Annotated in this window: 15 protein-coding genes; 6 read left to right on the top strand and 9 right to left on the bottom strand. The window is 71.8% G+C overall.

Translation table 11 applies throughout. The features are described 5' to 3' along the window. Nucleotides 1–5: 5 nt before the first annotated feature. The 3 genes from fabG to AB0D27_RS08460 form a co-directional block, all read right to left on the bottom strand. Nucleotides 6–767 (bottom strand): 3-oxoacyl-ACP reductase FabG, encoded by a 762-nt coding sequence (gene fabG, locus AB0D27_RS08470; RefSeq protein WP_362503938.1) that lies wholly within the window; start codon nucleotides 765–767, stop codon nucleotides 6–8. A 138-nt stretch (nucleotides 768–905) separates the two neighbouring features. After that, a complete protein-coding gene (locus tag AB0D27_RS08465; protein WP_362503935.1) occupies nucleotides 906–1289 on the bottom strand; it encodes a DUF3037 domain-containing protein in 384 nt (127 codons plus the stop codon). After that, nucleotides 1286–2059 (bottom strand): HipA family kinase, encoded by a 774-nt coding sequence (locus tag AB0D27_RS08460; RefSeq protein WP_362503932.1) that lies wholly within the window; start codon nucleotides 2057–2059, stop codon nucleotides 1286–1288. Before AB0D27_RS08460 ends, AB0D27_RS08465 begins: the two co-directional genes overlap by 4 nt. A 176-nt stretch (nucleotides 2060–2235) precedes the next feature. On the opposite strand from AB0D27_RS08460, the gene AB0D27_RS08455 reads away from it, so the two are divergent. Then, nucleotides 2236–2709 carry a Rieske (2Fe-2S) protein gene (locus AB0D27_RS08455; protein ID WP_362503929.1) on the top strand — a complete coding sequence of 158 codons (474 nt, stop codon included), beginning with the start codon at nucleotides 2236–2238 and terminating at the stop codon, nucleotides 2707–2709. 12 nt (nucleotides 2710–2721) lie between these two features. Here the strand turns inward: AB0D27_RS08455 and AB0D27_RS08450 are convergent, their stop codons facing one another. Next, a complete protein-coding gene (locus AB0D27_RS08450) occupies nucleotides 2722–3360 on the bottom strand; it encodes a cysteine hydrolase (RefSeq protein WP_362503926.1) in 639 nt (212 codons plus the stop codon). 163 nt (nucleotides 3361–3523) lie between these two features. Between AB0D27_RS08450 and AB0D27_RS08445 the strand changes: the two genes are divergently transcribed. Further along, the gene (locus tag AB0D27_RS08445) at nucleotides 3524–3991 is read left to right on the top strand and encodes a pyridoxamine 5'-phosphate oxidase family protein (RefSeq protein WP_362503924.1); all 468 of its coding nucleotides are present in this window, start codon (nucleotides 3524–3526) and stop codon (nucleotides 3989–3991) included. 1 nt (nucleotide 3992) lies between these two features. On the opposite strand, the gene AB0D27_RS08440 is transcribed toward AB0D27_RS08445, so the two are convergent. Beyond that, the gene (locus tag AB0D27_RS08440) at nucleotides 3993–4895 is read right to left on the bottom strand and encodes a LysR family transcriptional regulator (RefSeq protein ID WP_362503921.1); all 903 of its coding nucleotides are present in this window, start codon (nucleotides 4893–4895) and stop codon (nucleotides 3993–3995) included. A gap of 74 nt (nucleotides 4896–4969) precedes the next feature. Between AB0D27_RS08440 and AB0D27_RS08435 the strand changes: the two genes are divergently transcribed. After that, nucleotides 4970–5905, top strand: coding sequence for a DMT family transporter (locus AB0D27_RS08435; protein ID WP_362503918.1), 936 nt, complete (start codon nucleotides 4970–4972; stop codon nucleotides 5903–5905). Nucleotides 5906–5915: 10 nt separating this feature from the next. Here AB0D27_RS08435 and AB0D27_RS08430 read toward each other — a convergent pair whose 3' ends face one another. Then, the gene (locus AB0D27_RS08430; protein WP_362503915.1) at nucleotides 5916–7247 is read right to left on the bottom strand and encodes an aminotransferase class I/II-fold pyridoxal phosphate-dependent enzyme; all 1332 of its coding nucleotides are present in this window, start codon (nucleotides 7245–7247) and stop codon (nucleotides 5916–5918) included. A gap of 35 nt (nucleotides 7248–7282) precedes the next feature. Between AB0D27_RS08430 and AB0D27_RS08425 the strand changes: the two genes are divergently transcribed. Further along, nucleotides 7283–7972 (top strand): pyridoxamine 5'-phosphate oxidase family protein, encoded by a 690-nt coding sequence (locus AB0D27_RS08425; protein ID WP_362503912.1) that lies wholly within the window; start codon nucleotides 7283–7285, stop codon nucleotides 7970–7972. 65 nt (nucleotides 7973–8037) lie between these two features. On the opposite strand, the gene AB0D27_RS08420 is transcribed toward AB0D27_RS08425, so the two are convergent. The 3 genes from AB0D27_RS08420 to AB0D27_RS08410 all read right to left on the bottom strand — a co-directional run bounded on the left by AB0D27_RS08420 (nucleotide 8038) and on the right by AB0D27_RS08410 (nucleotide 10972). Beyond that, nucleotides 8038–9006, bottom strand: coding sequence for an EamA family transporter (locus AB0D27_RS08420; RefSeq protein ID WP_362503909.1), 969 nt, complete (start codon nucleotides 9004–9006; stop codon nucleotides 8038–8040). A gap of 228 nt (nucleotides 9007–9234) precedes the next feature. Further along, complete coding sequence (locus AB0D27_RS08415) at nucleotides 9235–10245, bottom strand: EamA family transporter (protein WP_362503906.1); 1011 nt, start codon at nucleotides 10243–10245, stop codon at nucleotides 9235–9237. Between the two features lie 178 nt (nucleotides 10246–10423). Next, nucleotides 10424–10972 carry a Clp protease N-terminal domain-containing protein gene (locus tag AB0D27_RS08410; RefSeq protein WP_362503903.1) on the bottom strand — a complete coding sequence of 183 codons (549 nt, stop codon included), beginning with the start codon at nucleotides 10970–10972 and terminating at the stop codon, nucleotides 10424–10426. Nucleotides 10973–11183: 211 nt separating this feature from the next. On the opposite strand from AB0D27_RS08410, the gene AB0D27_RS08405 reads away from it, so the two are divergent. Both AB0D27_RS08405 and AB0D27_RS08400 read left to right on the top strand, forming a co-directional pair. Continuing rightward, entirely contained in the window at nucleotides 11184–11372 is a 189-nt protein-coding gene (locus AB0D27_RS08405; protein ID WP_362503900.1) for a hypothetical protein, read from the top strand. Nucleotides 11373–11516: 144 nt separating this feature from the next. After that, nucleotides 11517–11945 carry an SRPBCC family protein gene (locus AB0D27_RS08400; RefSeq protein WP_362503897.1) on the top strand — a complete coding sequence of 143 codons (429 nt, stop codon included), beginning with the start codon at nucleotides 11517–11519 and terminating at the stop codon, nucleotides 11943–11945. Nucleotides 11946–12376 lie beyond the last annotated feature (431 nt).

The raw sequence follows: 12376 nt of genomic DNA, 5'->3' as shown, positions 1-12376 counted from the left end.
CGGCCTCAGTTGAGCGGTCCGCCGGCCACGTACAGCACCTGGCCGGAGACGAATCCGGCGGCCTCGCCGGTGAAGAAGGCGATGGCGTTGGCGATGTCGTCGGGGTTACCGACGCGCTGCACGGGGATCTGGGTGGCGGCGGCGGCCTGGAAGTCCTCGAAGCCCATGCCGACACGCGCGGCGGTGGCGGCGGTCATGTCGGTGACGATGAAGCCGGGCGCGACGGCGTTCGCGGTGACGCCGAACTTGCCGAGCTCGAAGGCGAGGGTCTTGGTCAGGCCCTGCAGACCGGCCTTGGCGGCCGAGTAGTTGACCTGGCCGCGGTTGCCGAGCGCCGAGGACGAGGACAGGTTGACGACGCGGCCGAACTTCGCGTCCACCATGTACTTCTGCACGGCGCGGGTCATCAGGAAGGCGCCGCGCAGATGCACGTTCATGACGGTGTCCCAGTCGGACGCGCTCATCTTGAACAGCAGGTTGTCGCGGAGCACGCCCGCGTTGTTCACCAGGATGGTCGGCGCGCCGAGTTCCTCGGCGATCCGCGCGACGGCGGCCTCGACCTGGGCCTCGTCGGAGACGTCACAGCCGACCGCGATGGCCTTGCCACCGGCGGAGGTGATCTTCTCCACGGTGTCCTTGCACGCGGCCTCGTCGAGGTCGATCACCGCGACGGCGCGGCCCTCCGCGGCCAGACGTACTGCGGTCGCGGCGCCGATGCCGCGCGCGGCACCGGTGACTACGGCGACGCGCTGCTCAGTGGTGGACATTGCTGGTTCTCCTCGCCCTTGAAAAGCCTGCGGTCCACGGTACGCCCTCAGGTGAGCGACCGCTTAGTACCTTCGGTACACGTGAAACTAGAAGTCCTGGCACTCGGTGTCAACGTCACGCACTCCCGCTGTGATCCATTACCTCACCAGCAGGTCGAGCAGTCGCACGGCCTCCGCCTGCGGATCGGCGGTGAGTCCCGTGTGCACGGGCCCCGGCTGGACCACCGTCGAGCGCGGTGCGATCAGCCAGCGAAAGCGCCGCCCGGCATCATCGCGCGCCGCCTGACCAGCGGCGTCTCCCCCGGCACAGACTCCTTCGACGGCACGCAGCGCGGCCCGTACGCCCGCCACGTCCGCCTCCGGGTCGAGCGCCCGCAACTTGGCCTCGTCCAAGTGGGTCCGCGCCGCGACGAAGGACTTGGCACGGCAGTACACCAGTACGCCCGCGTTGAAGCACTCGCCGCGCTCGACCCGCGGCACCACGCGCAGCAGCGCGTACTCGAAGACGTCCCGCTCGCTCACTTGTCCCCCTCGATGCCGTCAATGCCCTTGACGCGCTCGTGGATGACGGCGGCGCGGGCAAGAAGCGGCTCCGCGTAGGCGCGCCGAAGCGCGTCCGGCGAGTCGAAGCCGGGTTCGCCCGCGAGCCACTCGTCGGGGATCTCGGCGGTCACCTCGGCGAGCAGTTCCTCGGTGACCAGCGGCGCCAGTTCGGCGGCGGCGGAGGCGATGTCCGGCCGGAAGGGCGCGAGGGCGTGGTCGGAGACGTCGTACGGCTTGGCGGCGGAGGCCTGGGCGCCGGGCCAGTGGTGGTGCCAGATCATCGTGGCGCCGTGATCGATGAGCCACAGGTCGCCGTGCCACATCAGCAGGTTGGGGTTGCGCCAGGAGCGGTCGACGTTGTTGACCAGGGCGTCGAACCAGACGATCCGTCCGGCCTCCTGCGCACCGATGCCGAAAGCGAGCGGATCGAAGCCGATCGCACGGGAGAGGAAGTCCATCCCGAGGTTCAGCCCGCCGCTCGACTTCAGCAGCTCCTGGACCTCCTGGTCCGGTTCGCCGAGTCCCATGACCGGGTCGAGGCCGATGGTCACCAGACCGGGCACTCGCAGGCCGAGGCGGCGGGCCAGTCCACCGCAGACGACCTCCGCGACGAGCGTCTTGCGGCCCTGCCCCGCGCCGGTGAACTTCATGACGTACGTCCCGAGATCGTCGGCCTCGACGAGCCCCGGCAGCGAGCCGCCCTCACGCAGGGGCGTGATGTAGCGGGTCGCGATGACTTCCTTGAGCATCGCCCCAGGCTACTGGGGTGGGCGGGACCCGCTGTCGACCCGCTGTCGATCGGGGCACAAGGGCTGTCGACCCGCTGTCGATTCGGTCAAGAAGTGCCCAACCCCCTGAACGGGGCACACGGGCGGACCGTACTTCTGTACGGATCACGATCACCTCCGTTGAAGGGAAAGTCAGCATGACCAGCGAATCGCTTCACCCCGTCCCGGCACCGGCTCGCCGGGCTGTGGTGGCCGCGGTCGGCGCGGCGGGGCTCGCCGTCGCGCTGACCGCGTGCGGGGACGACAAGAAGTCGTCCGGCTCGACCGAGGTGAGCGGGGGCAGCTCGGGCGGCGGCGACAACGCCGCGGCCGGGAGTGCCGGCGGCACGGTGCTCGCCAAGACCACCGACATCCCGGAGGGCGGCGGCAAGGTCTTCGCCGATCAGGGTGTGGTGGTGACCCAGCCGACGGCGGGCACCTTCAAGGCCTTCTCCTCCAAGTGCACCCACCAGGGCTGCGCGGTGAAGGGCATCTCGAACGGCGTGATCAACTGCCCATGTCACGGCAGCCAGTTCTCGGCCACCGACGGCAGCGTGAAGAAGGGGCCCGCGACGGCCGCTCTGGCCGCCACCAAGATCACCGTGGATGGCGACTCGATCACACTCGCGTGAGCGCTGGGGACTTCAGCGGCGCGTCCGCTTGAAGCAGGTCAGCACGTCGTCGGTCGCCGTGATGGTGGCGACCAGGGCGAGCGTGTTGCGGATCATCGCGGGGGTGTAGTCGGAGGGCACCCCCGCGATGGCGTCCGCCGGTACGACGGCGGTGTAGCCGCGGTTCACGGCGTCGAACACGGCGTTGGGTATGGCCACGTTGGCCGACACGCCGGTCACGACGAGAGTGCGGCAGCCGACGTTGCGCAGCAGCGCGTCGACGTCGGTGCCCGCGAGGGGCGACAGACCGTGCAGGCGGCGTACGACGAAGTCCTCCTCGGCGACCTCGATGGGCGGTGCGACCCGCACGGCTGTGGTCCCGGTCAGCTGGCGCACGGGCAGCCGCTCGGCCGCGCGGAAGAGCCGGGCGTTGCGGTTCGCGCCCCGGCCGTCCGGGCGCCGCTCGGCGATGGCGTGGATGACCTGCACGCCGCTCTCGTGGGCGGAGGCCACCAGCCTGGCGACGTTGCCCAGCGCTCCGGACGACCGCGCCTCCTTGGCGAGTTCTGGCAGCGCGCTGTCCTGGCCCACGACACCCTGCTGGCACTCGACAGTGAGCAGCACCGTGGTGACGGGGTCGAGGAGTTCACTGAGTTGTTCGTACGACGGCATGGCTCCCCTTGTCGTCGAGGGTCGGAGCGGGCGAGCGTAACGGCCATTGCGCGAGGACGGAAGACGGCCCATGCTTTTCTGACGTGACGTCAGAGGATCTTTGTCGACGTACGAGATCCACGGGAAAGCTCCCCGTGGAAGAAGTGGAAGAAGAGGGGACCGCATGGCCGTGACTCAGCGCAGAGGCCGGAAGATCATGATGACTCCCGGCGAACTGGACGAGTTCCTCACCACCCAGCGCACCTGCCGCGTCGCCACCGTCTCGAAGGACGGCGCCCCGCATGTGAGTGCCCTCTGGTTCGCCTGGGACGGCAGCTCGCTGTGGCTGTACTCCGTGGTGCGCAGCAAGCGCTGGACGGAGCTGCGCCGGGATCAGCGCATCGCCGTCGTGATCGACTCCGGTGAGGAGTACGGGGAACTGCGGGGCGTGGAGCTGTCGGGCACGGTGGAGTTCGTGGGCGAGATACCCCGCACCGGCGAACTCCGCGCCGAACTCGATGTCCCGGAGACCCTGTTCGCGCGCAAGAACTTCGGTCTGGAGGAGATGCCGCACGATGGCCGGCACGCCTGGATGCGGCTGACCCCGGAGGCGATCGCCTCATGGGACTTCCGCAAACTCCCCGCCGGGTAGCTCACTTGACGGCTTCCCCGGCCCCGCGCAAGGCGTCCACCGCCGCTCTGATTGACGGCCGGCGGTCGGCGTCGGCCCGCCACACGACGTAGACATGACGGCGTACGCGCTGCCGCACCGGCACGGTGACGACTCCCTCGGGCACCGGATGCCGCCCGAGGAGCGGCGCCACACAGACCCCGAGACCCGCGGCGACCAGCCCGAGCTGGGTGTGGGTCTCCGCGGCGCGGTGCCCGATGCGCGGCTCGACGCCCTTGGAGCGGAGGGTGAATATCAGCCACTCGTGGCAGAACTCGCCCTCGGCCCAGGTGATCCACTCGTCGTCGGCGAAGTCGCCGAGGTCGACCTCCGCACGGTCCGCGAGGGGGTGCCCGACCGGCATCGCCACATCGGCCGGGTCGTCGAGGATCGACGCCTTCACCAGGCCGTCGGGCAGCGGCATCGGCTTGTTGTACCAGTCGAGCACGACCGCCAGATCGAGGTCGCCGCGCACCACCCCGGCGACCCCGGCCTCGGGTTCCAGCTCGCACGAGCGCACCCGCAGTCCGGGATGGTCCCTGCGGAGCGTGGCCAGCGCGCCGGGGAAGAGTCCGCGCGCGGCGGTCGGGAACGCCGAGATCCGCAGCTCACCGACCACCTGACCGCGCTGCGCCTCCAGGTCGGCCTGAGCGAGCTCGACCTGGGACAGGATGCGGGCGGCATGGTCGGCGAGCAGCCGCCCCGCGTCGGTGAGGCGCACGCCCCGGCCGTTCTTGGCGAGCAGTTGCTGTCCCACCTCGCGCTCCAGCTTGGACATCTGCTGCGAGACGGCCGACGTGGTCACGTGCAGCCCCTCGGCCGCGGCGCTCACCGAGCCGTGCCGGGCGAGGGCGTCGAGGGTGCGCAGGCGCTCCAGATTCAACATGTAAGCAATGCTACGAGATATCGCTCGATAAATCTCGCTTGTGCTACGAGATCGTTTCCTTCATCGTGGTGTCCATGAGCACCGTCGCCAACCCGCGCACCGCCGCCTCACCCACCACTGCCGCAGGCCGTCGCGCCGCCCTCGACTGGCGGGTCCGCTTCGGCGTCCTCTCCCTCATCTGGGGCTTCAGCTTCCTGCTCATCAAGGTCGGCACGCAGGGCTACGCGCCGTTCCAGGTCACCTTCGGACGGCTGCTGTTCGGGACCGCGGTGCTCGCGGCGGCGATGGTCCTGAAGCGGGAGCGGCTACCGCGCGGAGCGCGGACCTGGGGACACCTCGCGGTCGCGGCGTTCCTGCTCAACGCGCTGCCGTTCTCACTCTTCGCCTACTCCGAGCTGACCATCCCGTCCACGCTCGCCGGCATCTGCAACGCGACCTCTCCGCTGTGGGGCATGGCCCTGTCCCTCATCGCCCTCTCCGAGGACCGGCCGACCCGGCGCAGGGTCGCCGGTCTCGGCATCGGCTTCCTCGGCGTCCTGACGGTCCTCGGCGTCTGGCAGGGCTTCCACGGCCTGGACACCACGGGCACGGCGATGGCCCTGCTGGCCTCGCTGAGCTACCCGATCGGCTGGATCTACGTCCGCCGCACGCTGGCCGGCACCGGCCACTCGCATCTGTCGATGACCGGCGCCCAGCTGCTGCTGGCCACGGCCCAACTGGCTCTGGTCACCCCGCTGTTCACCACTCTGCCGAGCCACTTCCCCCTCGTCCCGCTGCTCGCGATCGTCGCCCTGGGAGCCCTCGGCATGGGCCTCGCCATGCTCATCCAGTACGGCATCGTCGCCGAGGTCGGCCCGACGACGGCCCAGATGGTCACGTACTTCATCCCGGTGATAGCCACCGCGGCGGGCGTCGCGATCCTCGGCGAGTCGCTGACCTGGTCGACTCCCGTCGGCGCCGTGATCGTCCTCGCGGGCGCGGCGCTCACCCAGGCCAAGCCGCGCCGCTGACGTCGACGCCTCAGACGTAGCGGCGTGCGGGTGCCGGGGCGACGGCGGACGCGACGGCATCCGCCAGCGGCTCGATGTCGTCCGGGGTCAGAGTGGAGACGGTGATCCGGATGCCGGGCGGCGCGCTCATCCGGAAGCGTGCCCCGGGCGCGACCGCCCAGCCGGAGTGCAGCAGCCGCGCGACCCCCCCGGTCTCGTCCGGGACGGGGATCCACACGTTCATCCCGCTGCGCCCCTGCGCTTCGACGCCGCGCTCCTTCAGGGCGTCGATCAGCGCGTCCCGGCGTCGCCCGTACGCCGCTGCCACGGCCCCGACGTCCACCGCGCCGGAGGTCCACAGGTGCACGACGGCCTTCTGCAGCAGCCGGCTCACCCACCCGGGCCCGAGCCGCTGCCGCCCGTGCACGCGGTCGACCGTGACGGGGTCCCCGGTGAGGACGGCGAGCCGCAGGTCGGGGCCGTACGCCTTGGCGGCGGAGCGCACGAACGCCCAGCTGTGCGTCACCCCGGCCAGGGGGTGCAGCGGAAGGTCGACGATCCGGTGGCCGTGGTCGTCCTCGATCAGCAGGGCGTGCGGGTGCTCTTCGAGCACGGAACGCAGGGCACGCGCACGCGTGGCGCTCACCGCGGCGCCGGTCGGGTTCTGCGCGCGGTCCGTGACGATGAGGGCCCGTGCACCCGCCTCCAGCGCACGGCGTACGTCGTCGGGACGCGGCCCCTCCTCGTCGACACCGACGCCGACCGTGCGCAGCCCGAGCGCCGGGGCGAGGTCGAGGAGACTGCCCCAGCCCGGGTCCTCGACGGCGACGGCGTCACCGGGCTTGAGATGCGCCGACAGCACGCGTTCGATGGCGTCGAGCGATCCGGACGTGACGACGACGGGCCCGTCGGGGACCCCGTCCGCGACGAGGTCGGCGCGCGCGAGCCGCTCCAGCTCCGGTTCGACGGCGGCCTCCCCGTACATCACGGGGTCGCGGTCCGAGCGCTCGGCCGCCGCCGCGAACGCCTCGGCGAGAGAGGGCAGCAGGGCGGGGTCGGGGTTGCCGTCGGCCACGTCGCGCACGCCGTCCGGCACCTCGACGCGGATGTCCTCGCGGCCCGTGGTGGCGGGCTTTGCACGCACCCGGCTCCCCCGACGGCCCGCGGTCTCGATGACCCCCCGCTCGCGCAGCGTGCGGTAGGCGGCCGCGACCGTATTCGGATTCACCTCGAGCCGATCGGCCAACTCCCGCATCGGCGGCAGCGGTTGACCCGGCTCGAGATCTCCCGACCCCACCCCGCGCTCGACGCTCGCGGCGATCTCGACTGCGCGACGCCCTTCGATCCGATACTCTCCTAGCACAAAGCAGATTATGCACTAGTGCAATGGAGAACGCAATGCCGGAGACGAGCGCCCAGCCCGGGGCGACGCCGCCCGCCGCCTACGCCCCGACCGACCGCACCGTCCCCACCCGCTCCAAGGACCGTGCCGCGTACGACCGTGAATTGGTGCACGCGATACTCGACGAGGGCTATGTCTGCCACCTCGGCTTCGTGCGCGACGGCGCCCCGGTCGTCCTGCCCACGCTGTACGGCCGCGTCGGCGAGCGCCTGTACGTGCACGGCTCGACCGGCTCGCGCCCGCTGCGGATGACGGGCCAGGCCGATCGCGGGCTGCCCGTCTGTCTGACCGTGACCCATGTCGACGGCCTGGTGCTGGCCCGCTCGGCCTTCCACCACTCGCTCAACTACCGCTCCGTGGTGGTGCACGGCATCGCCCAGCAGGTGACGGACCCGGACGAGAAGCGAGAGGCCCTGGATGCCCTCGTCGACCATGTCGTCCCCGGTCGCTCGCATGACTCCCGCCCCGCCAACGCCAAGGAACTCGCGGCCACCGCCGTCATCCGCCTCGACCTGGACGAGGTCTCCGCGAAGCTGCGCACCGGCGGCCCGAACGACGAGCCCGAGGACCTCCCGCTCCCCCACTGGACCGGCGTCCTGCCCCTGACCAAGGGGTTCGGCGCCCCGATCCCCGCCGACGACCTGGCCCCCGGGATCAAGGTTCCGGACTATCTGGCCACCTTGTGACCCTGGCCCTCCCCAGATGACGAGCGCAGCGGTGCGGGCCCGTGCAAGGGCCCGCACCGGGTGCCTCAGACGAGTGCCGTTTCCTCCTCGGGTGCCGGGCGCCCGTCGGCGCCCGCGCCGCGCGTTTCCGCTGCCGCGAGCCCCGCGACCGAGCCGAGCATCAGCAAGGTGCCCGCGAGCGTCGGCGCGGTGAGTCGCTCGCCGAGCAGCCCGACGGCGAGTACGGCCGCGCTCACCGGCTCCAGGAGCATGATCACGGATACGGTCGCGGAACGGACGGCGGCGGCGCCCGCGAAGAACAGGGCATAGGCCAGGGCCGTGGGAATGGCGGCGATGTACGCCACCAGGGCCAGGACATGCGCCGGCTGGGCGGCGTGCGGCACCAGCCCCTCGGCCAGCCCGAGCGGCAGCAGGCAGACGGTGGTGACGGCGAACGTCCACACCGTCGTGCCGGATCCGTCGACTCGGCCGTCGCGTCCCCACCAGCGGGTGAGCAACGTCATCACGGAGTACCCGGCCGCGGCCACGACCGCGAGCGCGACGCCCGAGGGTCGCACCGTCGCACCCCCGCCGCCCAGCACCAGCACCCCGAGCCCGAGGAGCGCCCCGGCGACGGCGGCACTCCCGCCGCGCCCGAGCCGCTCCCCCATGGTCAGCCGGGCGCCGAGCGCGATGAGCACCGGCCCGGCGCCCAGCGTGACCACGGTCGCGACGGCGAGGCCGGTCGCCTGCACGGCGGCGAAGTAGGCGGTCTGGAAGACGGCGAGGCCGACGCCGGTCACGCCGATCCGCAGGGCCTTGCGACCGAGGGGCTCACAAACGGCGGGCGCGACCGTGCGGCGCCGTCGCAGCCGTACGGCGAGCAGCAGCACGAGTCCGCCCGCGCAGCGCCAGAAGGAAAGGGCGATCGGTCCCATGTCACTGGCCCGGTAGACCAGGGACGCGGCCGCACCCGCGGTGCCCCAGGCGGCACCGGCGACGATCAGATAGAGGAGGCCTCGCCCGATGGGCAGGCCGGAAGCAGCGTTCGACACGTGTTCTCTCCGCAGATACGCAGAAGTTCAGGAAGGGACCACGTCGCGGTCGGTGCGCAAGGCACGCAAGGCAGCGGGCACAGGGCATCGGCGTACGGACGGAAGGTCCTCGGACTTCTTCTGCGGGCAGCACCGTTCCGCCCGGCACGGGACCGGGCGTGAATTCCGGAGGGCCCGCCTCAGGCGGCCGGAGGCGGAAGAACGAGCGTCAAAGGCACGATCCGCACCTTAGACGGCGGTCCCGTGAGCGGACAACTCCCTTTCGGCGTCGCTCGCACCGCTCGCGACCGACCCGTCCGAGGACTTCGCGGGCGCCGACGACTGCGCGATGAAAGCGCCGAGGAGCACCACCGCACCGCCGATGATCTGCGGCGCCGAGAGGTGCTCGCCCAACAGCACCCAGGCGAGGACGGTCGCGATCACCGCTTCGAGACAGGCCACGACGCCCGCGACCTGCGGGGAGAGCCTGCGCACGGAGAGCACTCCGGTGACGTACGCGACAACGGTGGCGATCAACACGATCCAGCCGAGGAGCAGCGAGGCGAGGACCGACGTGCCGTTCATGTCCGCGCCGCCCCCGAGCACGGACCAGTCCATGGTCCAGGGCCGCGCGACGACGGTCAGCACGAGGGTGCCGACGAGCAGCCCGTACGCGATCACCCCGAGCGGGTGCGGCGCCTCCTCGCCCGCGTCGGTGCCCTGGTCGGACAGAACGAAGTAGCCGACCTGGCAGCAGGCGGCGCCCAGCGCGAGCAGCAGTCCGACGGCGTCGAAGCTGAGCCCCGACCACACCTCGACCACGCAGGCGAGTCCGCCGACCGCGAGGACGACTCCGAGGGCCGCGGCGCGCGTCACGGGCCGACGCTGCACAAAGCGCACCCAGCCGAGCACGAGCGCGGGCGCGAGGTACTCGACGAGCAGCGCGACGCCGACCGGGATACGGGAAATCGCGGCGAAGTAGCAGGCCTGGACACCGGCCACACCGAGCAGCCCGAACCCGACGAGCAGCGCGGGGCGCTGACGCAGCAGTGCGCGATGGCGTACGGCCAGTGGCAGCATCACCAGCGCGGCGCCGGCGACCCGCAGCCACACCACGTGGAGCGGGTCGAGGCCCGCCTCGATCAGCGGCTTGGCCGCGACACCCGATCCACCGAAGGCGACCGCCGACCCGAGCGCGAGGCCCAGGCCGACGCCCCTGCCACGGTTGCCCTGACTGCCCTGAGACGTATGCACCGGCACATGATGACAGGCGATGACATGAGCGTCATCCCCAATGACACCTGTCTCAACGACTGGACGCCGACGCGGCTATCGCCGGCCGGCATCACCTGGCCGACGCCGGACGAGGCGTAACCGATGGCAGGCTTCAACGCCGGGACCGCAGGGGTCCGCGAGTCGGCCGGGCGTCGAGATCCGTTCAGCGGCCGCTGTCGCCCCGGCCGACGTGCTCCTCGAATCCGGTCTCGATCCGGCCCAGCAGCTCGCCGGCGTCGACTCCCGCACGCCCCAGCACCTCGACGGCCCGCGACTGGGGTTCGGCGACGACCGCCGCGAGCAGATCGAGGCCGCGGGCCGGCTCGTCACCCCGCAGTACGGCGCGCTCCTGCGCCGCCTCCATGGCACCGGCCGCCACCGGGGACCAGCCCGCGTCGGCCACCACCGGTACGGCACCGGAGTCCTCGACGGTGCTCTGCCAGCGCAGTCCGTAGCCGATGCTGCGCTGCACGAGGTATCCCAGCAGCCGGGCGACGTGCGGCCCGCCGTCGAACACGGCGCGCACCTCGGGGTCGGACTCCAGCAGTGAGTGCAGCAGATGGGCGGTGTCGATCTGCCGGTCCCCGTCTCGCAGTGCCCTCCTGCGCGCGCCGGAGACCACCGAGGCCAGCTCGGCACTGAGCCCGGCATCGAGTTCCGCACGGTTCGGGCCGCTCTCGGCGGCGGACTGCTGGGGGATACGGGATGGCACAACCCCTACCCCATCAGCCTCTTCGGGCCGGGGCATCCTCGGCGGGCAGCATTTGCGCGTCCGACACAGGTTGGGCATCCACGAGCGGTCTCCTCCTTACGGATGACTTCGCGCTGACGAATGGCTTCGCGCCGATTCCCCGGGGGGCGTGCGCCGCCTTGCCACGCGCCCCGTGCGCAACCGCCCCGCTCCGGCGCTCGTCCCTCGGAACATGGACAGCAGGTGCTGGCTGGTCGCCCTGCCGGCGATCGACGGCAGGCAGTACGTGTACCGGGTGTACGCCCCCGAGGACGCGCTGCTCGCCGACCTGTTCTGGGAGGCGTGGCACTGCCACGACGAGGGTCCCCACCCGCGCGCCTGGGACCTGTTCGACGCGGCGGTGATACGGCGGGTGGGCTGACCCGCAACCGCCCCGTCCGCACCCCTCTACACCCCTCCACAATTCCTGACGGTTCATCAGTATTGAATGTTCCGCGGCCTGCGGCTACGTTCCGCGACACCGTAGCTGCGCCGGGCGCAGCGCCCGACACGAAGGGGTGGTCGCATGGCCGAAGTCAGCGCGGAAGCACGCATCGAGGCGCCCGCCGAAAAGATCTGGGCCCAGCTCACGGACTGGTCCGCGTACGGGGAATGGAACGCGACCCACACCAGCTTCCCGAAGGGCGGCCCCGAAACCCTCGAAGTGGGCGGCACCTTCGAGGAGAACATGAAGCTCATGGGCTTCCCCGCCGAGGTCACCTGGACCATCGAGACGTTGGAGCCCGGCCGCGTGCTGGCCATCCGCGGCAAGGGTCCGATGGCGGTGACCGTCGCCACGCGCTACACGCTCACCCCCGACGGCGAGGCGACGACGGTCCGCATCGACGGCGAGTTCACCGGCGCGGCCGTCTCGCTCATGGCGGGCAAGCTGAAGGACTCGGCGACGGCCGCGCTCAACGAGTCACTGCGCAAGCTGGCCGGCTTGGTCTCCTGACAGCTGCGACGGACGGGCGCGGTCGCGGCAGGCGCGCACACAGTGCGAGGGACGCGCGCGCTGGACACGGCAGGCCGGCGCACGGTCGCGACGGACTCACGCGCTGGACACGGCATGCGGGCACACACCGCGACGGAGGCAGACGTGGGCTCGGTCGCCGCGCACACAGTCGCGAGGGACGCGCGCGCTAGACACGGCAGGCGCGCACACACTCGCGACGGACGCACGCGCGGAACAGAGCAGGCGCAGACAGCACGACGGACGCAGGCGCAGGCTCGGCCGCCGCGCACACAGGCAGAGCGGCGGGGCCCGGGGGCGCCGGCCCCGGGGGCCGGGGCAGGGTGAGGCGCGCGGGCGGGGGGGGGGGGCCGGGGCGGGGGGGCCGCGCGCGCGCGGGGCCCGCCCGGGGCGCGCCCGCCGGGCGAGGGGGC

Origin of the sequence: Streptomyces sp. NPDC048415, assembly GCF_040651675.1 — a bacterium.
GTDB lineage: Bacteria > Actinomycetota > Actinomycetes > Streptomycetales > Streptomycetaceae > Streptomyces.
Note: the sequence above shows the minus strand (reverse complement) of the source record. Positions and strands in the feature narration are given on the sequence as shown.